Raw genomic sequence first — 24,160 nt, forward strand, 5'->3', positions numbered from 1 at the left:
CCCGCACATATGCGCGGCGCTGGCACTCCACGACTGAGAGTGCCAGAAGAGATATCATTCAAGAGGAAGAGGTCATAACCATGGCATTCCGTCCGCTGCACGACCGCGTTCTGGTCCGCCGTATCGAGGCCGAGGAAAAGACGGCCGGCGGCATCATCATCCCCGATAGCGCCAAGGAAAAGCCGAGCGAGGGCGAGATCGTCGCCGTCGGCACCGGCACCCGCGCCGAGAACGGCACCGTGACGCCGCTCGACGTCCAGGTGGGCGACCGCATCCTGTTCGGCAAGTGGTCCGGCACCGAGGTCAAGCTGAACGGCGAGGACCTGCTGATCATGAAGGAAAGCGACATCATGGGCGTGGTCGGCTGAGCCGAACCCCTGACGCTTCCCCAAACTCTTATCTGAAAGGAATACGCACATGGCTGCCAAGGACGTAAAGTTCAGCCGCGACGCGCGCGAGCGCATCCTGAAGGGCGTGGACACGCTCGCCAATGCCGTGAAGGTCACGCTGGGCCCGAAGGGCCGCAACGTCGTGATCGACAAGAGCTTCGGCGCCCCCCGCATCACCAAGGACGGCGTCACCGTCGCCAAGGAAATCGAACTGAAGGACAAGTTCGAGAACATGGGCGCGCAGATGCTGCGCGAGGTCGCCAGCAAGGCGAACGACAAGGCCGGCGACGGCACCACCACCGCGACCGTGCTGGCCCAGGCCATCGTGCGCGAAGGCATGAAGTCGGTTGCCGCCGGCATGAACCCGATGGACCTGAAGCGCGGCATCGACATGGCCGTCACCAAGGTGGTCGAGAACCTGCAGAGCCGCTCCAAGGTCGTCTCCGGCTCGTCCGAGATCGCCCAGGTTGGCATCATCTCCGCCAATGGTGACCGTGAAGTTGGCGAGAAGATCGCCGAGGCCATGGAGAAGGTCGGCAAGGAAGGCGTCATCACCGTGGAAGAGGCCAAGGGCCTCGAATTCGAGCTGGATGTCGTGGAAGGCATGCAGTTCGACCGCGGCTACCTGTCGCCCTACTTCGTGACCAACGCCGAAAAGATGGTCGTGGAGCTGGAGAACCCGTACATCCTGATCCACGAGAAGAAGCTGTCCAGCCTGCAGTCCATGCTGCCGATCCTGGAAGCCGTGGTGCAGAGCGGGCGCCCGCTGCTGATCATCGCCGAGGATATCGAAGGCGAGGCACTGGCCACCCTGGTGGTCAACAAGCTGCGTGGCGGCCTGAAGATCGCCGCCGTGAAGGCGCCGGGCTTCGGCGACCGTCGCAAGGCGATGCTGCAGGACATTTCCATCCTGACCGCCGGCGAGATGATTTCCGAGGACCTCGGCATCAAGTTGGAAACCGTCACGCTGGGCATGCTGGGCCAGGCCAAGCGCGTCACGATCGACAAGGACAACACCACCATCGTCGATGGTGCCGGCGATGCGACCGACATCAAGGGCCGGGTCGAGCAGATCCGCGCCCAGATCGAGACCACCACGTCCGATTATGACCGCGAGAAGCTGCAGGAGCGGCTGGCCAAGCTGGCCGGTGGCGTCGCCGTGATCAAGGTCGGCGGTGCGACCGAGGTCGAGGTGAAGGAGCGCAAGGACCGCGTGGACGATGCGCTGCACGCCACCCGCGCGGCTGTCGAAGAGGGCATCGTCCCCGGCGGCGGCACGGCCCTGCTTTACGCCACGAAGGCCCTGGAAGGCCTGACCGGCGCGAACGAGGACCAGACCCGCGGCATCGACATCATCCGCAAGGCGATCTTCGCGCCGGTGCGCCAGATCGCGGAGAATGCCGGCCATGACGGTGCCGTCGTGTCGGGCAACCTGCTGCGCGAAGGTGACGAGACCAAGGGCTTCAACGCCGCGACCGACACCTACGAGAACCTGGTTGCGGCTGGCGTGATCGACCCGACCAAGGTCGTGCGCACTGCCCTGCAGGACGCCTCGTCCGTGGCCGGCCTGCTGATCACGACGGAAGCCGCGATCAGCGAAATCCCGGAAGACAAGCCGGCCATGCCGGCGATGCCGGGCGGCGGCATGGGCGGCATGGACTTCTAAGTCCACGCCAAGCACCAAGAGAACGGGCCCGGGGGAGCGATCCCCCGGCCCTTTTTCTTTGGGCGGTCCTCACACCGCCGGCAACGGCGAGGCCCGGTGCCTGCCATTGAACGTAACATGATAATGCTCCGGGAAAGGTCCGGCGCCGAAGTCGATCCGCCGTGTCGCATCACCCGTTGCCCGGATGCCCGGAAAGCGCACGATGCGGCGCACTGCCTCCGGAATGGCCACCCGCCCGACATGCCGGCCAAGGCATTCGTGATGGCCCAGCCCGAAATGCAGGTAGGAGGATGGCGGCCGGGCCGGATCGAATGCGTCGGGATCACGCATCAGGCCGGGGTCGAACATCGCCGATCCGGTGCCCAGCGCCAGCACTGTGCCCGCCGGGATCGTCGTCTCGTAATCCGTACCCGCGCCAAGCACCCGGTCTGCCTCGGCGAATCGGAACTGGATGGTGGTGATCGGATTGAAGCGCAGCGCTTCGAAGACATGCGCATCAAACGCCTCAGTGTCGCCCGCCGCATCCGCCGCCAGCGCGCCCGCCAGCCAGTCCGGATGGGCGAGCAACTGGTCGGTCGCATGGATGATCGCCTGCGACATGGTCTCTATACTGCCGACCAGCAGGCCGCACACATTGCTGAGCACCCGTTCGGCCGATAGCCCCGCCGCCGGCTGCCGGCTGAGATCGACCAGGCGGCTGACCGCATCGTTGCGGCCGGAAGGCGGCTCCGCCCATTTCTGCGCCAGGAAGGGCCATAGCCACGCGCGCATCTCCGCACCGGCCGCATGGCAGCGTTTCAGGACCTCGTCGCTGAAGGGCAGATTGCGGAACATGCCATGCTGCGTGGCGAAGGACCAGCGCAGCAGGCGCTCGTCAGGTGCCATGAAGCCGAAGATGCGCTGCACGATGCGCAGCGGCACGCGCCGGGCGATCGCCGGCACGATGTCGAGCGAGTCGGCCGCCGCATCCCGGATCGCCTCTTCTGCGGTAGCCCCGGCGAGCGCCCGCACGCGCGGCAGGTCCTCCCATCGGAGGACCGCGCGCATCAGGCCCTTCTCCTCCCAGTTGATCTCCGTCTCGTCGCGCGCGAGCATGAACGGGCCGACCGCCTCGTCCATGGTACGGCGATTCGCGCGGACGGAGAACAGCGTCGGCTGCTCAAGCACGTCCAGCACATCGGTCGCACGGGTGACAAAGGTGAACAGCGGCGTGGGCAGGATCGGGCGCTCGGCACGCAATTCGGCATACATGCCGCGCCAGTCGCCGCGCAGCCAATCGACCACGACACCTGCCTTCGCCTGCGGATCGGCGGCGGCATCGAACTGCTGCAGGAACCCCATCGCGCAACCTCCGCCGGATATGGCGTCATCGCGCCATTCATCCCGAGTCGATACTTAGCAGGCTTTGTTTATCCGCAGAACAGCGCTGTCCAGCGCCGGGCCGTCAGCCTTCCAGCAATTGGTAATGGATCGGCTTGAAGCTGCCGCCATTGGAAGCATAGGCGGAGCAGGCGGTAAGGCCGATCACACAGTCGGTGACCGCACGCAGGACGATGTGATCGCCGGGGCGCGATACCGGCGGATCGACCCGCAGCGTGCCATCCGCCGCCACGGGCACGTTCATGAACAGGTTGAAGGCGGTCGGGATCATGTCCGGCTCTACGCCGAAGGGTGCCAGCGCCTCCGCCAGGTTGCCGAAGCAGCCGCGATGGACCGGGTGCTCGGGATAGAAATGGCGGAACGTCGCCTCACTGCACGGGGTCAGGAGGAAATCGTGGCTGCCGACGGTATCCTCGACGATCTCCAGCAGCACGTTGCTGCGGTTGGACCACAGCCGGTTGCCGGCGGTCAGGGCGATCGTCTCCTCGTAATCGAAGGTGCGACCGTTGCTGATCACCTCCCGCACGTCGGCGGCGTTGTAGGCGAGCAGGTCGGAAACCTGCACACCCATCGGATCGATCACCTTCAGCAATTGCCCAGCCTTGAGCACGAAGGCGGCCCCGCTGCGCGGGGGAATGACATGCAGGCTCATTCCGGAGCGGACCCGCTGCGCTTGTCATGGAACGGGCACTGCCAGTCCTCGCCTACCTGCCGGCCGGAATATTGCCGCGCCTCGCTGGTCTCGCCATAGCGGCTGAGCATGGGGTTGAGCGACCCGGCCAGCGCCAGATCGCGGTCAAGGATGGTCTTGCGCATCTTCTCGTACCGACCCTGCTCGCGCAGCTTCTCGAACTGTTCGTGCAGGTTGAACACCAGCGTCGGGTGCCGGAAGCGGCGCGCGGGGCGGCTGGCGCCGGGATGCAGGCCGACGACGAAGAACGCCTCGCCCCCGAAGCTCAGGGAAAAATGCGGATTAGACGGGTCGGGACTGACCCGCCGGTCGTAGGGCTGGCCACGCCATTCGTCCTTGTCGGCGAGGGATTGGAGGCGTTCCCACATCAGCGCCTCGAAGCGCTGCTCCGTCAACTCGGTCGGGCTGTCATAAACCACGGCCAGCGACCGCAAACCTTCCGGATCGGACCGCCAGCCCTGCGCCCAGTCGATCAGTTCAGAATGGATGCGCACATCGTCCCACGCGCTTTCCAGCGAATGGCCGACCAGCACCTTCAGCGTGCCACGCGCGAGCGCAGACTTCGCGCCGACGCAGGGGAACCCCGCCTCCGCGATCTGCGCAAAAAGTTCGTCGCGCCGCAACTCGGCGACGTCGTCGGCGACAAGCATGAGATGATTAGCCCGGTTGATCCTGTGTGCGCCCTAACGAATGTCAGGACACCGCCGTTCCGTGGCTGACACTTGTTAAGGTGCGGGGATCGTGACCGGCGCCGCGGCCATTCTGTTCTTCAGCGTCGCCACGTCCGTTCCGGCAAGTTCCGCCAGACGGCGGCGCTCAGCGGGGCTGAGGTCGGCGAAGCCGCGCTCCGGCGGCAGGGTCTCGACCGCGGTGCTCATGGCGGTCATCATCTCCGGCATGCGCTCCATCATCTTGGGCAGCATCTCCATGGAGGCGCTCATCACCTGCGGGTCGGAGAAGACCAGCAGCATGTCACCGGCGAAGCGCGCGCCCGCAGGCGTGGCGAAGAAGGTCTGGAGCGCCGCAAGTTCGGCCGGATCGTAGCGGACGGCATACGCGCGGGCGAGACCGCTGCGCAGCTGCGGCTCCACTGTAGCGACCATCTCGGCCACCGGGTCCATCATTGCGCCCATCGCCAGCCGGCCCCGTTCGGCGAAGACCGGGTCCAGCAGGCGCGTCATCTCCTGCCGTTCCGCCTCCGTCAGGTGGGTCAGACTCTCCGGTTCCATGCCCAGCCGCATGGCCAGGGTCATCGCATCCATGCCGCCGCCGGCGATCAGATCCACCATCGGCCCCATCATGGTGCGTAAGGTGGTGTCCAGCACCTCGGCATAGACGCCGTCTGGCACCACCTGCGCCGCTACCCCCTGCGCCGCGGGCAGGCGCGCCTCCTGCTCCGCCGTCAGCGGCTCTGCCGCGAACATGGCCTGCATGGCCGAGACAGCGTTTGCCCCAGGCGCCGCCTCCTGCGCCGCCGCGGGTGCGGTGGCCAGGAGGACGGCCACCGATAGCGTGGGCAGGAGGCGCCGCAGCATCAGTGCGCCGCCTGCGGGCCGCGCTCCAGCCCGCTGGCTGCCAGCTGCTCGTCGATCTGCGCCATCAGACGGTCCAGCCCGTCCTGAGTGTAGCTTTCGGCGCGGGCGACCAGCACGTCCTGCGTGTTGCTGGCGCGCAGCAGCCACCAGCCATCGTCATTGGTCACGCGCACGCCATCGGTGTCATTGACGTCCACGCCGGTGGCGTTCGACAGCCGCGCCTTGACCTCGTCGATCGCGGCGAACTTGCGGCTTTCGTCCACTTGGAAGCGCATTTCCGGCGTGTTGAGCATCGCGGGCATCTCGCCGCGCAGCTGCGTCACCGACTTGCCCAGGCGCGCCGAGGCCGCGATCAGGCGGATGCCGGCATAAAGCGCGTCGTCGTAGCCGTAATATTCGTCCGCGAAGAAGACATGGCCGCTCATCTCGCCCGCGAGCGGCGAGCCGGTTTCCTTCATTTTGGACTTAATCAGGCTGTGGCCGGTCTTCCACATCAGCGGCTGGCCGCCATGCGCCGCCACGTCGTCGAACAGCGCGCGGCTGGCCTTCACGTCGGCGATGATCGTCGCGCCCGGACGGCGGGTCAGCAGGTCCTGCGCGTAGATCATCAGCAGCTGGTCGCCCCAGATGATCCGCCCCTCGCCATCAATAGCGCCGATCCGGTCGCCGTCGCCGTCGAAGGCGACACCGAAATGGAGGTTCTTCTCCGCGACCAGGTTCATCAGATCATTAAGGTTTTCCGGCACGGTGGGATCGGGATGATGATTGGGAAAATTGCCATCAACTTCGGTGAACAGCAGGTGATGCTCCCCCGGCAGGCGGGCGGCGAGCAGTTCCAGCGCGGGGCCGGCGGCGCCGTTCCCCGCGTCCCAGCCGATGCGCAGTTCACCGAGCTGTTCCGAGTCGAGCCCGGTGAGGCCGGTCAGCAGACGTTCTATGTAGGCGTCCATGACCTCCAGCGAGTGAACTTCACCCGTTCCGTCGTCCCAGTCACCTTCCGCCGCCATCCGGCCGATCGTCTGGATGTCCGCGCCGAAGAAGGGACGCCCCTGAAATACCATCTTGAAGCCGTTGTAATTGGCGGGATTGTGGCTGCCGGTTATCTGAATGCCGCCATCAACCTGTTCGTCTGACGCTTCCGCGTAATAGAGCATCGGGGTCGGCCCCATGCCCACACGGCGCACGTCGCAGCCGCTGGCGGTCAACCCTTCCACCAGGGCATGTTCCAACATCGGGCTGCTGACGCGCCCGTCATAGCCGACCGCCACCAGCTTGCCGCCCGCGCGGCGCAGCAGCGTACCGAAGCCGCGGCCGATGGCGCGGGCATCCTCCGCCCCCAGGGTCTCGCCGATGATGCCGCGGATGTCGTATTCGCGCAGCACGGTGGGGTGGAACTGGTGGCTCATGGGTTCTCCTTGGGTGGAACGGCAATGGGGTCGGCGGGCAACGCCGCCAGCAGAATGTCGCGCGCCTCGTTGGCGCGGGTGGCCATGACGGCAGTGCCGCCGCGATCTGGGTGCGCGGTGGCCATCAGCCGGCGATGGGCGGCCTGGATGTCGGCCCGGCCCGCGCGTGCGGGCACCTGCAGCAGCCGGCGCGCCCGTTCGATCTGGCGCTGCCGACGTGTCAGCTTGGGCTGCCAGGGCCAGCGGCCGGTGACCATCCACCACACCAGCACCGCCAGTGCGGCGATGACCAGCAGCTTGGCCATCGGCTCAGGCGGCCTGATGTTCGGGCTGGGCGCCCGCTACGGGGGTAAAGCGCGGCAGGTTAAGCGCCGCGACCAGCGTGCGCAGTTCCTGCCGCGCGACGAGGTGGCTGGTGCCGAGTTCGCCCAGATGCCCCTTGTCCAGCAAGGTCAGCCCGCTGGGAAACAGCTCGCGATAGATGACGCGTTCGGACAGGCCGTGCGCCACGCGGAAGCCGACGCGCTGGGACAGTTCGTACAGCGCTTGGTCGATCCTCTTCTGGTTGCGCGCGTCCAGCCGCTGCACGCGGTTGCGCACGACCAGCCAGTCCATTTCCCGCCGGCGGTGCCCGTCTTCCAGCTGGCGCATCGCCCGCTTCTTCCGAGCTTCCCAGATCAGTTCGGCATAGAAGGACAGGCGGCGAACCTTGAAGGTTTCGGCGTCCACCTGCCCGATCAGATCGAAATCGACGAAGCTGTCGTTCATCGGCGTGACCAGCGTGTCGGCCTGCACCGCGGAATGGCGGGCCAGCGGATCGTCGCGTCCGGCGGTGTCGAAGATCACCACGTCCATGCCCTGCCCCAGCTCCGCCACGCGGCGCTCCAGCTCGGCAATGTCGGCCTGGTCGTCACCGGTAGGAGCGAACACATCGAACCGGGCGCCGGGCAGTTCGATCTCCCGCCGTGCCGCGGTGTCGGCTCGATTCTCGAAATAGCGGTGCAGCGTGCGCTGGCGATGGTCGAGGTCGATCGCCGCCACCCGAGCCCCGCCATAGGCGAGCGCCACCGCGATATGCACGGCGGTGGTGGATTTGCCCGTCCCGCCCTTCTCGTTGGCGAAGACGATGCGGTGCGGCGCGTTGGTCTGCGGTTCGGAAGCCATCGGTGCCAGCTTCTAAACGGGCGCCGCCGCGCTGCCTAGCCCGTGATGGCGCGCTGCAGCACAGGGGCGAGCCATTCTGCAACAGCGGCCACCCCCGCATCATCGGCCAGCAGGTCCTGCCGCACCTCTAATTCCAGCCATTCGAGGCCGCGGGCGAAGCAATGGCGCGGCACGGTGTAATCCGTGCCGCCGAACGCATATGGCTCGTTATCGCCCGCCGTCAGGTCCGGTACCCGCTGCAATTGCGCCAGCACGCGGCGGCCATAATCATCGCCCGGCCCACCATACAGGACACCCGCCTGCCATGGCCGGGCCTTGCCGGTCGCCGTCAGCATCGGCGTGAAACTGTGCAGCGCGACGACTATGCTGGGTAGGCCCGCAGCAATGCGTTGATCCAGCAGGTCCGCGATCGCGGCGTGATAGGGTTCGTGGATCCCCGCCACGCGGTCGGCCCGGTCCGTGGCGGATAGGTCCCGGTTGCCCGCCACCATCGTTCCATCGGTCACAGGCGGCATGGCCGTGGGATCGGCAGGATCGCGGTTGCAGTCGATCACCAGCCGCGAATAGACCTGCGAAACGAAAGGCGCGCCGAAGTGTTGAGCCAGCAACCGTCCTAGCGATCCGACCCCAATGTCCAGCGCGATGTGCCGGCGCCGATCCTCCTCCCCGACACCCAGCGTGCCGAGCGATGAGGGGATCAGCGATCCGGCATGGTCGCCCAGGAACACCAGCGGTCCGGACGCCAGAGGCGGACCGATCAGGGAGACGGGGTGCGGATCTGCGGGCAGCAGCAGGGATGCGTTCATCCCCACAGGAGAAGCCGATGGGATCGGGTCACGTCAAGCCGCAGGGGGGCCAACAGTCATGCTGATCCGCACAGGATTCGATATCTGCTTCCGCACCTGGCAGCCGATCCCCACCATGCTGCTGCTGAGCGTCCTGCCCGAACATGAGCCGCAACTGCGCACGTTGCAGCGGATCGTGACCGAGCCGGAGCTGCAATTGCACCATTATACGGACGGCTTCGGCAACCGCGCCACGCGCTGCGTGCTGCCGCCGGGCGACACCTGGCTGCGCAGCGATTTCGTGATCGAGGTGCCGGAAACCGCCGACCCCGTCGTGCCGCAAGCGGTGCAGCACCCGGTGTCGGAGCTGCCGGACGAGGTGCTCGTCTATCTGCTTGGCAGCCGCTATTGCGAGGTCGGCAAGCTGACGCAGGAGGCGTGGGGCGCGACGTCGCACCTCGCCACCGGGTGGGACAAGGTGCAGGCGCTGGTCGACCTCGCCCACAACCGGATCGAGTTCGGCTATCACCATGCCCGCAACACCCGCTCCGGCCACGATGCCTGGGGCGAGCAGGTCGGCGTGTGCCGCGACTTCGCGCATCTGGCGGTGACCCTGTGCCGAGAGATCAACATCCCGGCGCGTTATTGCACCGGCTATCTGGGCGATATCGGCATCGACCCGATCGACGCACCGATGGATTTCTCCGCCTGGTTCGAGGCGTATATCGGCGGGCGCTGGTACACCTTCGATGCGCGCCACAATCGCCCGCGCGTGGGCCGTATCGTGATGGCGCGCGGGCGCGATGCGACGGATGCGGCGATCACCACGCATTTCGGCCCGGCGCAATTGGTGCATTTCCACGTCCATACGGACGAGGTGGCAGATACAGACCTCACCCGCCCGCCGACCGACACGGTGGTGCCGCAATACGACGGCAAGTTCGGCTAGGCCGCGTCCTTCAGCGCCGCGACTACGCTGCGGCCGCCGGCGCGCGGGCGCCATGCGGTCACCCCCGCCAGCACCGTCACGTTCACTGCCAGCCCGATGACGCCCAGGTTCAACCCGCCCACCGGCACCTCGCCCAGCCATAGGGCCAGCACGCAGGCATCGCCCGCCACGATACCGCCGACGATCGCCGCCACGGGCACACGGGGCAGCAGCAGCGCGGCGACGAAGCCGGGCAAGGTCTGCACCACGCCGAAATAGAACAGGTTGTTGAGCCGGGCCATCAGCGTGCCGCCGCTCTCCGCGCTCAGCAGGCTGAGCAGCAGGAAGGCGGCGACGACCCAGCGGCTCCAGCGCTGCTGCGCGTCGCCCGGCAGGCCGGGCACCAGGTTGCGAGTCACTAGCGGCCCGATGGCGAGGCATACGCTCGCAAGTATCACCAGGCCCGACAGCGCCACCGCCGCCATGACCAGCCCGACAGCGGCAGGGTGCAGCAATACCTGCGCCACCGCCAGGAACACGTAGTCCGCCTGGGCCGGCACGATGCCATGCCCCTGCGCATAGGTGGCGGTCGCCATCAGCAGCGGGAACATCAGCGTATAGAGCGGCGCCACGATCTGCGCCCGGCGGATCGCCTGCGGGTCGCGCGCGGAAAACATGAACGCCCAGTTCTGCGGGATCATGGTGAAGCCGACGGCCTGCAGCAGGATGGTGGAAATGGCGAACACCATGTCGGGCGGCGTGGCGACCGGGGCCGCGGCGGGCTGTGCCAACGCTGGCACCGCCTGCCAGTCAGCGATGGCAAGGCCGCCGACCAGCAGGATGGAGCCCATCATCAGCAGGTCCTTCAGCACTGCCACGAAGGCGGAGGCGCGCAGCCCCGCGATCACCACATAGGCAAAGCACAGCAGCCCCGCCCCGCCAGTCAGCAGCAGCGGCGCTGCGTCCGGTGCCAGCCCGCCCAGCACCAGCCGCAGGCCGGTGAACTGCATGGTGCCGATCGGCAGCAGCAGGATGATGGAGGTGATTGCGACCAGCAGCTCCAGCGAGCGGCTGTTCCAGTGATCGCGGAAGAAATCGGGGATGGTCGCACTGCCGTACAGCCGCCCGGCGCGCCAGATCCACGGACCGGCGAAGAAGATGCACGTGCAGGCAAGCAGGATATAGCCGAAGAACCACAGCACGAAGGCATCGCCGCCCGCATAGACCCCGCCGGGGAAGCCGAGCATGCTGGCGATCGAGTAGGTCTCCCCCACCGACAGGAAGAAGAACAGCACCGCACCGAACTGCCCATGCGCGGTGAAGAAGGCGCGCGCGCCCTGCTGCCCGTGCCCCCAGCGCGACCACAGGGCCAGCAGCAGGGACAATGCCATGATCGCCAGGAACACCGCGAGCGTCACGCGGGCGGCCCCCGATGATAACACCACGCCAGCAGCGCACTGGTGACAGGCGCGCAGGTGAACAGGCACCAATTGGCCAGGCTGATCCCCAGCAGGCGCGGCGCATCGGCGGGCACCAGCAGCGCACTCACCAAAATCAGCAGCAGCGGGACAACCAGCCCCACCAGCACCGGCCAAAAGCGGATCATCAGGCGGGCAGGTCGCGCCAGCAGGTGACGTCCGCGCCTGGCGGCGGGGTGGCGGCAAACACGCCGCGCGCCACCGCGCGGGCCAGCGTGTCGGCAGCGATCGCGCCCACCTGCATGGTCACGGCGTGGCGTGCCATCTCGTCTGCCGGAGCTTCCCGCTTCGCCGTCGCCAAGGCGAACACGACGTCGCCGTCGAATGGACTGTGCACCGGCCGGATCGCGCGGGCGAGGCCGTCCTGCGCCATAATCGCCACCCGCTTCAGTTCCGTCGCACTCAGGGCCAGATCGGTGGCGACGCAGGCAATGGTGGTGTTCTCCCGCGCGCGGGCGAGCTTGGTCAGGCCCCATTCCTCCGGTCCGGCGCGCAATGCGCGCGGCGGCAGACCGCCGAACTCATCCCCCAGCTCGAAGGGGCTGGCCCAGAAGTGCCGCGTACCGGGGGCGATGACGGAGCCCAGCGAATTGACCGCCACGATCGCCCCGACGGTGAAGCCGCCGCTCGCGAGCGTGGAGGCGGAACCGACGCCGCCCTTCAGCCCGCCGGCCATCGCCCCGTACCCCGCGCCCGCCGTACCCAGCGCAAAGTCCGCGCCGGCGCTCGTGAAAGCGCGGCGGCCGAGATCGTTGTAGGGCGGGTTCGCGCCCCATGCCTTGTCGCCGCCATTGGCGAGATCGTAGAGGATCGCGGCCGTGACGATGGGCGACACCGGCACGCCATCGCGCGCCAGCCCGCCATAGCCAATGCCGCGCGCGCCCAACTCCGTCGCGACGCCATCGGCGGCGGCGAGGCCGTAGGAGGATCCGCCCGACAGCGTCACCGCATTGACCGCGTGGACCAGATTGTGCGCATCGGTCACGTCGCTTTCCCGTGTGCCAGGCCCGCCCCCGCGCACGTCGATCGCCGCCTGCAACAGCCCGTCGCCAAGGATCACGGTCGTGCCGGTGCGCACGCGCGGGTCATCCGCCTGCCCCACGGTCAGGCCCGCCACATCGGTGATGAGGTTGCGCGGACCCGTGCTTGCCGGTGCAGCGCCCTGCGCCCGCAATGCTCCAGCCGCCATCAGGCTAAGCGCGCCGCCGCCCGCCGCCAGCACCGTTCTGCGGTTCCAGTTGAAGCTCTGCATCGCGCTGCCGTGGCGCTTCTGCCACTTCTTCGCAAGCAAATCGCATCGTCAGCACCTCGCCGGGTGTGCAGGTGCAGCAGGGCAGCTATGGCGCGCGCCGCCATGAAGACCTTGCTGTCCGCCCTTCCCCTGCTCGCCCTCGCCACCCCCGTTCTGGCAGAGGAGCCCTCGGCGGAGCCGATCATCGTCACCGCCCAGCGGCGCGAACAGGCGGCGCAGGATGTCGGCATCGCGCTGTCGGTCGTGGATGCAGGGGTGCTGGCGGAACGCGGCATCACCAATGTGAACGGCATCGCCGATGCGACGCCCAGCCTAGAGATCGAGCCCGCCTTCGGCGGCGGCGCGCCGCAGTTCAGGCTGCGCGGCGTCGGCTTCCAGGACTACGCCACCAACAATGCGCCGACCGTCGGCCTCTACGTCAACGAGGTGGCGCAGCCGGTGCCAGCGATGACACAGGGTCTGCTGTTCGACCTTGCCCGGGTGGAGGTGCTGCGCGGGCCGCAGGGCACGCTGTATGGCCGCAACACCACGGGAGGGGCGGTCAACATCGTCACCAACCGCCCGGCGGATCGGCTGGGTGCGGGTGCGCTGCTGGAGGCGGGCCGCTTCGGTGCCTTGCGGGGCGAGGCGTTCGTCAATGCGCCGCTGGCTGATGGTGTGGCGCTGCGCGTTGCAGCGGCGACGCAGCAGGGCGGCGCGTACCAGCGCGACCGGAACACAGGACGCGAACTGGGTAATCCCGACCGGCTGGGTACCCGCGCACTGCTGGCCGTTCGGCCGGCGGGCAGCTCGCTCGATGCGCTGATCGACGTGCATTGGAGCCGGGACCGGTCCGAAGCGGTCGGGCTGTACCTGCTGAACCCCCTGTCCACCCGTGCCGGCGCCGGCCCGGTGATCCCGGCCGACCGCGACCGCTTCGCCACCGGCTGGGGCGTCTCGCCCCGCCTCGCCGCCGATGTGGGGCTGTCGGCGGGCGCGAAGCCCGGCGTCGACAATGAAAGCTGGGGCGCCAATGCGCGGATCGCCTACGATCTCGGCGGAGTGACGCTGACCAGCCTGACCGCCTATGACCGGCTGGACCGCCGGCAGTTCGGCGATTGGGATGCCAGCGCCAGCGTCGAGGCCGATACCTTCTTCGGCAGCGAGGTGGAGGTCTGGTCGCAGGAACTGCGCCTGTCGGGTAGCAGCGGCGCGCTGGACTGGACGGCGGGCGCCTACTGGTCGCACCAGCAGCTCGACGAGCGGTACTTCAGCGACTTCATCGACGTCTACGGCACCTACGCCCGCGTGACCTACGCGCAGCAGGTCGAATCCGCCGCGCTGTTCGGGCAGGCGGAGTACCGCTTCGCCCCGCAATGGCGCGCGATCGCCGGCCTCCGCTATGAGGAGGAGACGCGCGACCTCAATGGCTTCGGCAGTGCCTTCGGCGGGGCGCAGGCATTGCCGCCAACTGATGTCAGCACCCGGATGCGTCCGCTGACGGGCAAGCTGGCGCTGGAATGGACGCCAGCCGACGACCTGCTGCTCTACGCCTCGGCCAGCCGGGGCGTGAAGTCGGGCGGGTTCACCACCTACAACACCGGCAATCGCAGCGGCATCGAACCCTTCGCGCCGGAGACGCTGTACGCCTACGAGATCGGCATCAAGAGCCAGCCGGCTTCATGGGCGCAGGTCAATGCGGCGGCGTTCTGGTACGATTACCGCGACCAGCAGGTGCTATCGGCGGTGTACGGTGCCAACGGTCCGGTCGGCCGCTTCACCAATGCCGATCGCTCGCGCATCGCTGGCGCGGAGCTGGAGCTGGTGCTGACCCCACTCCCCGGCTTGTCGATCGCGCCGTTCGCCGGCTTCAAGCATGGCGAGTACCGGGAGTTCACCGATCTCGACGTGCCTGCCAGCCGCGCGGCGGGGCAGGCGGTCTATGTCGATCGTGCGGGTGAGACGATCCCCTTCCCGCGCTGGTCGGCGGGCGGCAGCGCCGCCTGGGATCTTCCGCTGGGCCGGCTGGTGCTGACACCTTCCACCACGGTGACTTGGCGCAGCCGCTATCCTTCCTGGCTTGGCGCGACCTACGACATTCCGGCGTATTTCGTCGCCAATGCGGAGCTGGCGCTGGCACCGGCCGACGGGTCGTGGCGAGTGGCCTTGTGGGGCCGCAACATCTTCGACCGGGAATACGACCTCACCCGCAATTTCTTCACCAGCGCTGACATCGCGCAGCCGGCTCGGCCCGCCAGCTATGGCGTCCGGGTCAGCGCGACTTACTGACCGGCGCTCAGCTGGCGTTGGCAAGGTCGGCGAGCACCGCCTCCGCCCGCGCCAGCCGGTCTTCCGCGCTGTCGATCTGCTCGCGTAGCAGCAGGCGGTCGCCCGATCGTTCCAGGCCGGCCGCATCGACCAGCTTGCGCTTGCCATGCGGGGTAAAGGCGATCGCGGCAGAGCCGGCATCGATCCGCTCGATCCCGGCGGCCAGCGCCAGCAGCCTTAATCGCGCCAGCGCCACCAGCTGCTGCGCCTCCGCCGGCAGTTCGCCGAAGCGGTCCTCCAGCTCCTCGGCAAAGCTGTCGAGTTCCGCCACGTCGGCAATGCGCGCCAGCCGGACATACAGCCCGATTCTGAGATCCTCCTCCGGCACCCAGTCCGGATCGAACCGACCGCCGATGCCGAAGTTCAGTTGCGGCAGCCACTCCTCCTGCGCTTGCCCGCGCGCGGCGCGCAGGGCGCGTTCAAGCATATGCTGGTAGAGGTCGGTGCCGATCAGCTTCATGTGGCCGGTTTGCTCCTCGCTCAACAGGTCGCCCGCGCCCCGCATGTCGAGGTCGCGTGCGCTGATGGCAAAGCCCGCGCCCAGCCGATCGAATGCCTGCAGCGTATGGAGGCGCGCGAGCGTCCGCGGGGCGATCTCGGCCTCGCCATCGGTCAGCAGGTGGATCTGCCCGCGCCGCGCCCCGCGCCCCACCCGCCCGCGCAACTGGTGCAGTTGCGACAGGCCGAAGCGATCGGCATGCATCACGATCATGGTATTCGCGCGCGGCACGTCCAGCCCCGCCTCGATGATGTTGGTCGCCAGCAGCACGTCCCCGTCACCATTGGCGAAGCCGACCATCGCCTCGTCGATCTCCGCCGCGGGCAGCTTGCCATGGGCTTGGAGCACGGCCAGTTCGGGCACCAGCTTGCCGAGCTGTTCCGCCAGCGGGGCGATGTCGGCGACGCGGGGCACGACCACGAAGCTCTGCCCGCCGCGCGCCTGTTCGCGCAGCAAAGCCGTCCGCACCGCTGCCGGGTCGAACGCGGTCACCACCGTGCGGATCGCCTGCCGCCGAGCCGGGGGCGTGGCGATGACGGAGAGCTGCTGCAGCCCGATCAGCGCGCCCTGCAAGGTGCGCGGGATCGGCGTCGCGCTCAGCGTCAGGACGTGGCCTGCGCCAAGGCCGCGCAGCTTGGTCTTGTCGGCAGCGCCGAACTTCTGCTCCTCGTCGATGATGACCAGCGCCAAATCCTGGTACGTCACTGCCTTGCCGGCGATCGCGCCGGTGCCGATGACGACGCGGATGGAACCATCCTTGAGGCCGGCCAGCACCCGCTTCTTCTCCGCCGCCGGGGTGAAGCGCGACAGGCCGGCGACCTCCACGTCCAAGCCGGCGAAACGCTGGCGGAAGGTCTCCAGATGCTGCCGCGCGAGCACGGTGGTCGGCGCCGCCAGCGCCACCTGATGCCCTGCCAAGGCGGCGATTGCGGCGGCACGCAGCGCGACCTCCGTCTTGCCGTATCCGACATCGCCGATCACCAGCCGGTCCATCGGCTTGCCGGAAACAAGGTCCGCCTCCACCGCGCTGATCGCGCGGCCCTGATCGGCGGTTTCGGTGAACGGAAAACCGGCGACAAAGCGCTCATACGCCGCCGCGTCCGCCTCCAGCACGGGGGCGCTCGCCTTCAGCCGCTCCGCCGCCAAGTCCACCAGCCGGCGGGCGGTCAGCGCAATGGCCTCGTCCACCTCGCGCCGCCGCTTCTCCCAACTCGAACCATCCAGCTTGTCGAGCGTGACGGCATCCTCGTCTGCACCGTAGCGCCAGATGCGCGCTGCCTCTGCCACCGGGACCATGCGGCGGGTGTCGCCGGCGAAGCGCAGCACTATCGCGTCGCCGCCATCGTCACCCAACGCTTCCAGCCCGGCGACCACGCAGATGCCGTGCTCGTCATGCACCACCACGTCGCTCACGCGCAGCTCGTCAGCCGCAAAGACCTGCGCGGCGGACACGGGATCACGGTCCATGTCGCGTAGTGCCCGGCTGCCCAGCAGGTCGGCGGCGGCGAGCGCGACCAGCCCGCCCTGCCGGAACCCGCGGCGCAGCGGCATTGCCAGCATCAGCACCGTGCCCGGCTCCGCCGCCAGCGCATCCGTCCAGCTGGCCACCGCGACAGGCGCGGTGCCCAAAGCCCGCTCCGCCCGTCGTGCCAGGAAGCGCAGGTCGCGCGGGGTGCCGAGCAGCAGCAGCCGGTTGCCGGCCGTGATCTCCTTGCCCGCCCAGGCCTTGAAGGCCCGCGCAGGTGACTTGCGTTCCGCAAAGCGCGGCGGCGGGTCGCCGGCGAATTCTGGCAGCTCCGCGAGCTTGTGCCGTCCCGCCGCCTCCTGCCAGCGATCGTCGAGGCAGATATTGCGGAGCGCGCGCGCCGGATTGCGCCTTCCGGCATCGGCCGCCAGTTGCAAAAAGCCGCGCCGTCGCTGTTCCGCCCCGTCCTGCCACAGCAGCGTGGCGGCGGGCATGTGGTCAGTCAGCGGGACCGGGTCGCTGAGCTCCGGTTCCTGCGCGCGGCCGACTTCCAGCCGCTCGCATTCGCCATGGGTCAGCTGCGTCAGCGCATCGTAGGGGCGGATGGAGGCGACCGCGCCATCGGCCAGCTCGATGCGATAGGGGGTGCCGGCATCGGCCGGGTAGATGTCGATCACCTGGCCACGGATGACCAGCTCTCCCGGCTCGTCCACCCGGTCATCCATGCGGTAGCCAGTTTCCAGCAGGCTTTCGCGGAGCACCGCGACATCAAGCGGTTGGCCGACCGTCACTACCGGGGGGGCGGCGTCGAACTCGCCCGGGGCCGGGGTAAGGCGGGCGAGCGCCTCCCCCGTGGTGATGAGCGCCACATGCGCCCGCTTCTTATCAGCCAGCGCGGCGCGCAGGCGGCGCAGCGCAGTGGCGCGCTGGCCGACATTGGCGGGCGATGGCGGCGCGTTGTCGCCGGGCAGCGCATCGCTGCCGGGGCACAGCAGCACCGGCGCATCAGGCAGGCCCACCTGCAGTGCCGCGGCGACCTCGGCGGCGACGACCTCGTCCCGAGCGACGAAGATCAGGTCGCCCTTGCCGAGCTCCACCAGCAGTGCACCGATCAGTGCTCCCGTCGCCTCATCGCCCGCCCGCTCTGCCAATCTGTTATCCTCTTCAATCGGATAGCCAGAACAAGGCAGCGGGACGCCCGTTCCGGCGGTTACAGCCCGGCGACGATTTCAGAGAGGCCGCGGCCCGGCGCCACCAGTTCTACCCGGCCGATCCCGGCGGCACGGGCTGCGGCCGCGTCCGACGGCTTGTCACCGACCATGATCGAGCGGGACAGGTCGATTCCATGGTCGTGGGCAGCGCGCAGGATCATGCCGGGCGCAGGCTTGCGGCATGCGCAGCCCGCGGCGGGATGGTGCGCACAGTGGTAGATGCCGGCAAAGGTAATGCCCTCCCGCGCGAACAGCTGCACCATGTGCGCCTCCAGCGCGGCATATTCGGCGGCGGTGAACAGCGCGCGCCCGATGCCCGACTGGTTGGTGACGACCACGAGGTCATAATCCAGCGCCAATGCTCGGCGCAGGGCGTCGTACACGCCGGGCAGCACCACGAAGTCTGACGCGCGATGGACATAACCCGTATCGGCGTTGAGCACGCCGTCCCGGTCGAGGAACAGCGAACGCCGGCTCATCGCCCGGTGCGGATGCGCTGCAGGAGGGTGGTGGTCGAATGGCCGGGACGAAAGGCGATTGCCTCAGCCCGTCCGCCCCAACCGCGGACCAGCCGCGTTTCGGCCAACGCCTCCATGTCGTAGTCGCCGCCCTTGACATAGATGTCTGGCCGGACCTGTTCCAGCACGGCCAGCGGCGTCGACTCCTCGAACAGGGTCACTAGGTGTACCGGCCGCAGCGCCGCCAGCAGCAGCGCGCGATCACCCTCCGGGTTGATCGGGCGATCTTCTCCCTTGCCTAGCATCCGGGCGGATGCATCGCTGTTCACCGCCACCAGCAGCGATGCCCCCAGCATCCGCGCCTGTTCCAGATACTCGACATGCCCGCGATGCAGGATGTCGAACACGCCATTGGTGAACACCAGCGGGCGCGGCAGCGCGGCGACCGCCGCGGGCAGGTCGGCGGCGGCGACGATCCGGCCGGCGATGCTCATTGCGGGCCGGCGGCGATGAACGCCGCCACCTCGTCATAGGTGACGGTGGAGGTGCCGAGCTTGCCCACCGCCACACCGCCTGCGGCATTGGCGAAGCCGACCGCCTCCTCCCATGAAGCGCCGCAGCCGCGCATGATGGCGAGCGCCGCAATCACCGTGTCGCCGGCGCCTGAAACGTCGAACACCTCGCGCGCGCGGGCCGGCTGGTGGATGACGGCATCGTCGGCATAGAGGCGCATGCCCTGCTTGCTCATGGTCACCACCAGCGCCTCCAGCCCCAGCTCCGCCCGCATGGCGTTCGCCTTGGCGTCGAGCTGTGCCGGATCGTCCCACGGGCCGGCCGCCTCCGCCATCTCCGCCTGGTTGGGGGTGATGGAGGTCGCGCCGGCATAGCGGGCGTAATCGTGCCCCTTGGGATCGACCAGGACTGGTTTGTCCAGCCGGCGGGTGGCGGCGATCAGCGTGGCCACCTGCGCCAGCGCGCCTTTACCGTAATCGGATAGCACCACGATGTCGGCATCGGCCAGCGCCTGCTCGTATTCCGCCTGCAACTCAACCAGCGCGGCCGGGGCGGGCACCTCCTCGAAATCGATGCGCAGCATCTGCTGGTTCTGGCCGACGACCCGCAGCTTGACCGTGGTGCTGAGCGCCGGATCGACGCACAGGCGGTGCGCGACGCCGGCATCATTCAGCACGCCCGTCAGGCGCGCGGCGGCATCGTCAGCCCCGACCACCGACAGCAGCGTGGCGCGCGCGCCCAGCGAGACGATGTTGCGCGCCACATTGGCGGCGCCACCCGGCCGCTCCTCGCGACGGCCGACACGCACGACCGGCACCGGCGCCTCGGGCGAGATGCGCCGCACCTCCCCGAACCAGTACTCGTCCAGCATCACGTCGCCGACCACCAGGACGTGGAGCCCGGCGATGCGCGTGCGCAAGTCGCGCTCAGCCATCGGTGGCGGGCTCGGCGGGCGGGGTGAAGGCATCGTCCAGATAGCCGCAGATCGCGTGATAGATCAGCCGGTGCGCGGTCTGCACACGGTCCGTCTCTGCCAGCGGCACGATGATGGCCATGTCGCTGAGCCCGGCGAGTTGCCCGCCGTTCCCGCCCAGCAGCCCTAGCGTCGCGACGCCCATCGCCCGCGCAGCCGCGAAGGCTCGCACCACATTGGGCGAATTGCCCGAGGTGGAGAGACCCCAGACCACGTCGCCCGGCTGGGCCAGCGTCTCGACCTGCCGGCTGAACAGCGTGTCGAAGCTGTAATCGTTGCTCCACGCGGTCAGGATCGAAGTGTCGGTGGTGAGCGCTATCGCAGCAAGTCCAGGGCGTGCCGTCCGATAGCGACCGACCAGTTCGGCCGCGATATGCTGGGCATCGGCGGCTGATCCACCATTGCCCAGCAGCAGCACCTTGCCGCCGCCGCGCAAGACATCCGCCAGATATTGCGCCACCGGCTCGACGCCGGCGAGGAGGTCCGGCGTCAGGGCAGCTTCCAGCGCGGCCAGCGTGGCGGTGACTTCGGTGATGATCGAAGAGGGCAAGCTGTTCTCCGTCGCGGCGGGACGGATGCTGTCAGCGTTCCGCCATCACTGCGCGCAGGTAGCGGGCATAATCGGACTTGCCCAGCGCGGTGCAGCAGCGTTCGAGGCCGGCGGCGTCGATGAAGCCCTGACGGTAGGCGATCTCCTCCGGACTGGCGATCTTAAAGCCCTGGCGCTTCTCCAGCACGCGCACGAACACAGCGGCGTCCAGCAGGCTGTCGGGCGTGCCGGTGTCGAGCCAGGCGAAGCCGCGGCCCATCAGCTCCACATTCAATTGCCCGCTCTCCAGGTAAGCGCGGTTGACGTCGGTGATCTCCAGCTCGCCACGCGCGCTGGGTACGAGATTGGCGGCAATGTCGACCACCTGCTCGTCGTAGAAATAGAGGCCGGTCACGGCGAAGTTCGACCGCGGGCTGGCAGGCTTCTCCTCGATCGAGACGGCCCGGCGGTCCGCGTCGAACTCGACCACGCCGTAGCGCTCGGGATCGGTGACGTGGTAGGCGAACACGCTCGCCCCGGCGGACTTGGCCTGCGCGCCCGCCAGCAGTTCGGGCATGCCGTGGCCGTAGAAAATGTTGTCGCCCAGGATCAGCGCGGAGGGGCTGCCGGCCACGAAGTCGGCCCCGATGATGTAGGCCTGCGCCAGCCCATCGGGGCTCGGCTGTTCGGCAAATTCAAAGCGCATGCCCCATTGTGACCCATCGCCCAGCAGCGCGCGAAACGCGGGCAGGTCGCGAGGGGTGGAGATCACCAGCACTTCGCGGATGCCTGCAAGCATCAGCGTGGCGAGTGGGTAGTAGATCATCGGCTTGTCATAGACCGACATGAGCTGCTTCGAAGTCGCCAGCGTCATGGGATAAAGCCGCGTGCCGCTGCCCCCAGCGAGGATGATGCCTTTCATGCCTGTATCCTTATGGTCTGTCGGCGAGCAGGCGGGCGACCACCTGTGGCAGCGCATCCTGCCAACGGGGCAGGGTCACGCCGTGGACGCGGGCAATGCGGCTGCAATCAAGCCGCGAATTGGCCGGCCGGGTGGCGGGGGTGGGATAGTCGGCGGTGCTGATCGCGTTCACCTGAGCAGTCGGCCCGCCATGCCGCGCAGAAACCGCGAATATGGCGCTGGCGAAGTCGGCCCAGCTCGCCTCACCTTGCGCACTCATGTGGAACAGTCCACGCTGCGCCGGATCGTTGCCGGTGGCAAGGTTGGCGCAGACCGCCAGCACGCCGTCGGCGATGTCGAGCGCGGATGTGGGATTGCCCCACTGGTCGCCGACCACACCCAGCGCCTCGCGGCTTTCGGCCAGCCGCAGCATGGTCTTTACGAAATTAGTGCCGAACGGGCTGTACACCCACGCCGTGCGCAGCACCGCGCTGTCGGCATGGGTGGCAAGCACCGCCTGCTCGCCCGCCAGCTTGGTGGCGCCATACACGCCGGTGGGCCCGGTCGGGTCGTCCTCCCGCCAAGGCCGCTCGCTGCTACCGTCGAACACGTAGTCGGTCGAGAGGTGGACCAGCGGCACGCCGAGGCTGAGCGCGGCTTCCGCCACGTCGCCCGCGCCTGTGGCGTTGATCGCATGGGCGCCGTCGGGCTCGCTTTCCGCCTTGTCCACCGCGGTCCATGCCGCGGCGGAGACGATCGCGTCGGGGCGCGCTGCCTCCAGCGCAGGCAGGATCGTGACCGGATCGGCGAGGTCGAGCGCCGGCCGGCCGACCGCAATCACGTCATGGCCGGCATGGGGGCCGCGCTCCAGCAGGCTGGTGACCACCTGCCCGGTGCTGCCGGTGACCGCTATCCTCATGCGGGCGCCTTGGCTTCCAGCCCCAGGCGCTGCCCGTCATATTGCTCACGCAAGGGGCGCCACCACCATTCATTGTCGAGATACCAGCGCACCGTCTTGGCTATGCCGCTGTCGAAATCCTCTTGCGCGCGCCAGCCCAACTCGTCCTCCAGCTTGGTGGCGTCGATCGCGTAGCGGGCATCGTGACCGGGACGATCGGTGACGAATTCGATCAGCTCCTCGCGTGAGCGCCCGGCGGGAAGCAGTTCGTCCAGCACGGCGCATATCCGGCGCACCACATCGATGTTGCGGCGTTCGTTGCGGCCACCGACATTGTAGGTCTCGCCCACCTGGCCGCGTTCGATGATGAGGTCGAGCGCGCGAGCGTGATCTTCCACGAACAGCCAGTCGCGCACATTCTCGCCCTTGCCGTAGACCGGCAGGGGACGCCCCTCCAGCGCATTCAGAATGGTCAGCGGGATGAGCTTTTCCGGGAAGTGGTACGGCCCGTAATTGTTCGAGCAGTTGGAGACCACCACCGGCAGGCCGTAGGTCCGCTCCCACGCCTTCGCCAGGTGATCGGAAGCCGCCTTGCTTGCCGAATAGGGGCTGCTGGGATCGTAGGGCGTCGTCTCGTGAAAGAGGCCGCTGTCGCCCAGTGAGCCATAGACCTCGTCGGTCGAGACATGGAGGAAGCGGAATGCCGCCTTCTGCTCGGCCGGCAGCGTGTTCCAGTATTGGCGCGCCGCCTCCAGCAGGGTGAAGGTGCCGACCACGTTGGTTTCGATGAAGTCGGCGGCACCGGTAATCGAGCGGTCGACATGGCTTTCGGCCGCCAGGTGCATGATCCGGTCTGGGCGGAAATCCGCCATGGCGGCATCCATTGCCGCCCGGTCGCGGATGTCGGCGTGTAGAAACCGGTGCCGATTGCTGCCCGCCACCGCCTTTAGCGACGCCTCGCACCCGGCATAAGTCAGCGCGTCGATTGTCAGGACGTCATGGCCCTTGTCGACCACCAGATGGCGCACCAAGGCCGAGCCGATGAAACCGGCCCCGCCGGTGACGATAACGCGCATGGTCAGTCCTGCCCCGGGGCTTGGAAGGTGAAGTAGGAGGGCAGATCGCTCAACAACGGCTGCTGGCGATCCTTGACCGACAAGGTCGCGGCATCGGCCACGTCGGGCCAAGCGATGGCGATCGCGGGATCATCCCACGCGACGCCCTTGTCGCACGCCGCGTTGTAATAACCGCCGGTCACCTTGTAGCTGATGACCGTGTCGGGTTCGAGCGTGCAGAAGCCGTGCGCGAAGCCCGGCGGGATCCACAGCTGCTTGCCATTTTCAGGCGTCAGCTCCTGCCCCACCCACTGACCGAAGGTCGGCGAGCCGGCTCGGATGTCCACTGCCACATCGAACAAGGCGCCTGCAGTGCAGCGCACCAGCTTGCCTTGCGCATGCGGATCGGACTGGAAGTGCAGCCCGCGGACCGTGCCGGCCTTACGGCTGAGCGACTCGTTGTCCTGCATGAAGCGGAACGCGCCCATCTCCGCCGCGAACAGGTCGGCGCGGAAGGTCTCGGCGAAGTAGCCGCGCTCGTCGCCGTGTCGGCGGGGGGTCAGGATTGCGAGGCCAGATATCGTGCACGGTGTGAATTGCATTGTCAGCTCGGCCTTGTGCGCCACACCGGCATGTGCGTTTTCGTAAAACTCGCGGCCCCTTGCACCTTGTGACCG

The 24,160-nt window shown here is 68.1% G+C and carries 24 protein-coding genes; 4 read left to right on the plus strand and 20 right to left on the minus strand.

From position 1 onward, the window contains the following. Positions 1–80: 80 nt before the first annotated feature. A complete protein-coding gene (gene groES, locus V5740_RS10110) occupies positions 81–368 on the plus strand; it encodes a co-chaperone GroES (RefSeq protein ID WP_347302356.1) in 288 nt (95 codons plus the stop codon). 49 nt (positions 369–417) lie between these two features. Then, the gene (gene groL / locus V5740_RS10115) at positions 418–2,055 is read left to right on the plus strand and encodes a chaperonin GroEL (RefSeq protein ID WP_347302357.1); all 1,638 of its coding nucleotides are present in this window, start codon (positions 418–420) and stop codon (positions 2,053–2,055) included. A 69-nt stretch (positions 2,056–2,124) separates the two neighbouring features. Here the strand turns inward: groL and V5740_RS10120 are convergent, their stop codons facing one another. The 8 genes from V5740_RS10120 to V5740_RS10155 form a co-directional block, all read right to left on the minus strand. Then, positions 2,125–3,396, minus strand: coding sequence for a cytochrome P450 (locus tag V5740_RS10120; protein ID WP_347302358.1), 1,272 nt, complete (start codon positions 3,394–3,396; stop codon positions 2,125–2,127). A gap of 103 nt (positions 3,397–3,499) precedes the next feature. Next, positions 3,500–4,087, minus strand: a complete 588-nt coding sequence (locus V5740_RS10125) for an urea carboxylase-associated family protein (protein ID WP_347302359.1) — start codon at positions 4,085–4,087, stop codon at positions 3,500–3,502. Beyond that, entirely contained in the window at positions 4,084–4,776 is a 693-nt protein-coding gene (gene gntA / locus V5740_RS10130) for a guanitoxin biosynthesis heme-dependent pre-guanitoxin N-hydroxylase GntA (RefSeq protein ID WP_347302360.1), read from the minus strand. The genes V5740_RS10125 and gntA overlap by 4 nt, the downstream gene beginning before the upstream one ends. A gap of 75 nt (positions 4,777–4,851) precedes the next feature. Further along, entirely contained in the window at positions 4,852–5,661 is an 810-nt protein-coding gene (locus V5740_RS10135) for a DUF2059 domain-containing protein (protein ID WP_347302361.1), read from the minus strand. Further along, positions 5,661–7,067: a phosphomannomutase/phosphoglucomutase gene (locus V5740_RS10140; RefSeq protein WP_347302362.1), complete on the minus strand. Its 1,407-nt coding sequence runs from the start codon at positions 7,065–7,067 to the stop codon at positions 5,661–5,663. Before V5740_RS10140 ends, V5740_RS10135 begins: the two co-directional genes overlap by 1 nt. After that, positions 7,064–7,372, minus strand: a complete 309-nt coding sequence (locus tag V5740_RS10145) for a molecular chaperone DnaJ (RefSeq protein ID WP_347302363.1) — start codon at positions 7,370–7,372, stop codon at positions 7,064–7,066. Before V5740_RS10145 ends, V5740_RS10140 begins: the two co-directional genes overlap by 4 nt. A 4-nt stretch (positions 7,373–7,376) precedes the next feature. Next, positions 7,377–8,231 carry a division plane positioning ATPase MipZ gene (locus V5740_RS10150; RefSeq protein WP_347302364.1) on the minus strand — a complete coding sequence of 285 codons (855 nt, stop codon included), beginning with the start codon at positions 8,229–8,231 and terminating at the stop codon, positions 7,377–7,379. A 35-nt stretch (positions 8,232–8,266) separates the two neighbouring features. Beyond that, positions 8,267–9,037: an N-formylglutamate amidohydrolase gene (locus V5740_RS10155; protein ID WP_347302365.1), complete on the minus strand. Its 771-nt coding sequence runs from the start codon at positions 9,035–9,037 to the stop codon at positions 8,267–8,269. 58 nt (positions 9,038–9,095) lie between these two features. Here V5740_RS10155 and V5740_RS10160 point away from each other — a divergent pair, with 58 nt between their 5' ends. Continuing rightward, positions 9,096–9,965 carry a transglutaminase family protein gene (locus tag V5740_RS10160; RefSeq protein WP_347302366.1) on the plus strand — a complete coding sequence of 290 codons (870 nt, stop codon included), beginning with the start codon at positions 9,096–9,098 and terminating at the stop codon, positions 9,963–9,965. On the opposite strand, the gene V5740_RS10165 is transcribed toward V5740_RS10160, so the two are convergent. Genes V5740_RS10165 through V5740_RS10175 form a run of 3 tightly spaced genes read right to left on the minus strand, consistent with a single transcriptional unit; the run spans position 9,962 to position 12,674 of the window. After that, positions 9,962–11,362, minus strand: a complete 1,401-nt coding sequence (locus V5740_RS10165; protein ID WP_347302367.1) for a hypothetical protein — start codon at positions 11,360–11,362, stop codon at positions 9,962–9,964. The two genes, V5740_RS10160 and V5740_RS10165, sit on opposite strands and share 4 nt — an antisense overlap. Beyond that, entirely contained in the window at positions 11,359–11,550 is a 192-nt protein-coding gene (locus V5740_RS10170) for a hypothetical protein (protein WP_347302368.1), read from the minus strand. Before V5740_RS10170 ends, V5740_RS10165 begins: the two co-directional genes overlap by 4 nt. After that, entirely contained in the window at positions 11,550–12,674 is a 1,125-nt protein-coding gene (locus V5740_RS10175) for a P1 family peptidase (protein ID WP_347302369.1), read from the minus strand. The genes V5740_RS10170 and V5740_RS10175 overlap by 1 nt, the downstream gene beginning before the upstream one ends. Before the next feature lie 102 nt (positions 12,675–12,776). Here V5740_RS10175 and V5740_RS10180 point away from each other — a divergent pair, with 102 nt between their 5' ends. Further along, complete coding sequence (locus V5740_RS10180; RefSeq protein WP_347302370.1) at positions 12,777–14,942, plus strand: TonB-dependent receptor; 2,166 nt, start codon at positions 12,777–12,779, stop codon at positions 14,940–14,942. 7 nt (positions 14,943–14,949) lie between these two features. Here V5740_RS10180 and V5740_RS10185 read toward each other — a convergent pair whose 3' ends face one another. The 9 genes from V5740_RS10185 to rfbC are packed head-to-tail and all read right to left on the minus strand — an operon-like array spanning position 14,950 to position 24,085. Then, positions 14,950–18,096, minus strand: a complete 3,147-nt coding sequence (locus tag V5740_RS10185; protein WP_347302371.1) for a helicase-related protein — start codon at positions 18,094–18,096, stop codon at positions 14,950–14,952. A gap of 59 nt (positions 18,097–18,155) precedes the next feature. Beyond that, positions 18,156–18,635 (minus strand): HAD family hydrolase, encoded by a 480-nt coding sequence (locus V5740_RS10190; protein ID WP_347302372.1) that lies wholly within the window; start codon positions 18,633–18,635, stop codon positions 18,156–18,158. Continuing rightward, positions 18,632–19,108, minus strand: coding sequence for an adenylyltransferase/cytidyltransferase family protein (locus V5740_RS10195; protein ID WP_347302373.1), 477 nt, complete (start codon positions 19,106–19,108; stop codon positions 18,632–18,634). The genes V5740_RS10190 and V5740_RS10195 overlap by 4 nt, the downstream gene beginning before the upstream one ends. After that, the gene (rfaE1, locus tag V5740_RS10200; RefSeq protein ID WP_347302374.1) at positions 19,105–20,061 is read right to left on the minus strand and encodes a D-glycero-beta-D-manno-heptose-7-phosphate kinase; all 957 of its coding nucleotides are present in this window, start codon (positions 20,059–20,061) and stop codon (positions 19,105–19,107) included. Before rfaE1 ends, V5740_RS10195 begins: the two co-directional genes overlap by 4 nt. Further along, entirely contained in the window at positions 20,054–20,650 is a 597-nt protein-coding gene (locus V5740_RS10205; protein WP_347302375.1) for an SIS domain-containing protein, read from the minus strand. The genes rfaE1 and V5740_RS10205 overlap by 8 nt, the downstream gene beginning before the upstream one ends. A 31-nt stretch (positions 20,651–20,681) precedes the next feature. After that, positions 20,682–21,551, minus strand: a complete 870-nt coding sequence (gene rfbA / locus V5740_RS10210; RefSeq protein ID WP_347302376.1) for a glucose-1-phosphate thymidylyltransferase RfbA — start codon at positions 21,549–21,551, stop codon at positions 20,682–20,684. Between the two features lie 10 nt (positions 21,552–21,561). Beyond that, positions 21,562–22,449: a dTDP-4-dehydrorhamnose reductase gene (rfbD, locus tag V5740_RS10215; RefSeq protein ID WP_347302377.1), complete on the minus strand. Its 888-nt coding sequence runs from the start codon at positions 22,447–22,449 to the stop codon at positions 21,562–21,564. Beyond that, the gene (gene rfbB, locus V5740_RS10220) at positions 22,446–23,504 is read right to left on the minus strand and encodes a dTDP-glucose 4,6-dehydratase (protein WP_347302378.1); all 1,059 of its coding nucleotides are present in this window, start codon (positions 23,502–23,504) and stop codon (positions 22,446–22,448) included. Before rfbB ends, rfbD begins: the two co-directional genes overlap by 4 nt. 2 nt (positions 23,505–23,506) lie before the next feature. Then, a complete protein-coding gene (gene rfbC, locus V5740_RS10225; RefSeq protein WP_347302379.1) occupies positions 23,507–24,085 on the minus strand; it encodes a dTDP-4-dehydrorhamnose 3,5-epimerase in 579 nt (192 codons plus the stop codon). Positions 24,086–24,160 lie beyond the last annotated feature (75 nt).

Origin of the sequence: Croceibacterium sp. TMG7-5b_MA50, assembly GCF_039830145.1 — a bacterium.
In the GTDB taxonomy this organism is placed as follows: Bacteria; Pseudomonadota; Alphaproteobacteria; order Sphingomonadales; family Sphingomonadaceae; genus Croceibacterium.

What these genes read in the sequence shown, in the direction of transcription:
- V5740_RS10135 (WP_347302361.1), bottom strand. Translation starts at nt 5,661, where the DNA reads ATGCTGCGGCGCCTCCTGCCCACGCTATCGGTGGCCGTCCTCCTGGCC.
- V5740_RS10190 (WP_347302372.1), bottom strand. Translation starts at nt 18,635, where the DNA reads ATGAGCCGGCGTTCGCTGTTCCTCGACCGGGACGGCGTGCTCAACGCC.
- rfaE1 (WP_347302374.1), bottom strand. Translation starts at nt 20,061, where the DNA reads ATGGCTGAGCGCGACTTGCGCACGCGCATCGCCGGGCTCCACGTCCTG.
- V5740_RS10145 (WP_347302363.1), bottom strand. Translation starts at nt 7,372, where the DNA reads ATGGCCAAGCTGCTGGTCATCGCCGCACTGGCGGTGCTGGTGTGGTGG.
- gntA (WP_347302360.1), bottom strand. Translation starts at nt 4,776, where the DNA reads ATGCTTGTCGCCGACGACGTCGCCGAGTTGCGGCGCGACGAACTTTTT.
- rfbC (WP_347302379.1), bottom strand. Translation starts at nt 24,085, where the DNA reads ATGCAATTCACACCGTGCACGATATCTGGCCTCGCAATCCTGACCCCC.
- groL (WP_347302357.1), top strand. Translation starts at nt 418, where the DNA reads ATGGCTGCCAAGGACGTAAAGTTCAGCCGCGACGCGCGCGAGCGCATC.
- V5740_RS10195 (WP_347302373.1), bottom strand. Translation starts at nt 19,108, where the DNA reads ATGAGCATCGCCGGCCGGATCGTCGCCGCCGCCGACCTGCCCGCGGCG.
- rfbB (WP_347302378.1), bottom strand. Translation starts at nt 23,504, where the DNA reads ATGCGCGTTATCGTCACCGGCGGGGCCGGTTTCATCGGCTCGGCCTTG.
- V5740_RS10120 (WP_347302358.1), bottom strand. Translation starts at nt 3,396, where the DNA reads ATGGGGTTCCTGCAGCAGTTCGATGCCGCCGCCGATCCGCAGGCGAAG.
- V5740_RS10170 (WP_347302368.1), bottom strand. Translation starts at nt 11,550, where the DNA reads ATGATCCGCTTTTGGCCGGTGCTGGTGGGGCTGGTTGTCCCGCTGCTG.
- V5740_RS10125 (WP_347302359.1), bottom strand. Translation starts at nt 4,087, where the DNA reads ATGAGCCTGCATGTCATTCCCCCGCGCAGCGGGGCCGCCTTCGTGCTC.
- V5740_RS10155 (WP_347302365.1), bottom strand. Translation starts at nt 9,037, where the DNA reads ATGAACGCATCCCTGCTGCTGCCCGCAGATCCGCACCCCGTCTCCCTG.
- V5740_RS10180 (WP_347302370.1), top strand. Translation starts at nt 12,777, where the DNA reads ATGAAGACCTTGCTGTCCGCCCTTCCCCTGCTCGCCCTCGCCACCCCC.
- groES (WP_347302356.1), top strand. Translation starts at nt 81, where the DNA reads ATGGCATTCCGTCCGCTGCACGACCGCGTTCTGGTCCGCCGTATCGAG.
- V5740_RS10160 (WP_347302366.1), top strand. Translation starts at nt 9,096, where the DNA reads ATGCTGATCCGCACAGGATTCGATATCTGCTTCCGCACCTGGCAGCCG.
- V5740_RS10140 (WP_347302362.1), bottom strand. Translation starts at nt 7,067, where the DNA reads ATGAGCCACCAGTTCCACCCCACCGTGCTGCGCGAATACGACATCCGC.
- V5740_RS10175 (WP_347302369.1), bottom strand. Translation starts at nt 12,674, where the DNA reads ATGCAGAGCTTCAACTGGAACCGCAGAACGGTGCTGGCGGCGGGCGGC.
- rfbA (WP_347302376.1), bottom strand. Translation starts at nt 21,551, where the DNA reads ATGAAAGGCATCATCCTCGCTGGGGGCAGCGGCACGCGGCTTTATCCC.
- rfbD (WP_347302377.1), bottom strand. Translation starts at nt 22,449, where the DNA reads ATGAGGATAGCGGTCACCGGCAGCACCGGGCAGGTGGTCACCAGCCTG.
- V5740_RS10150 (WP_347302364.1), bottom strand. Translation starts at nt 8,231, where the DNA reads ATGGCTTCCGAACCGCAGACCAACGCGCCGCACCGCATCGTCTTCGCC.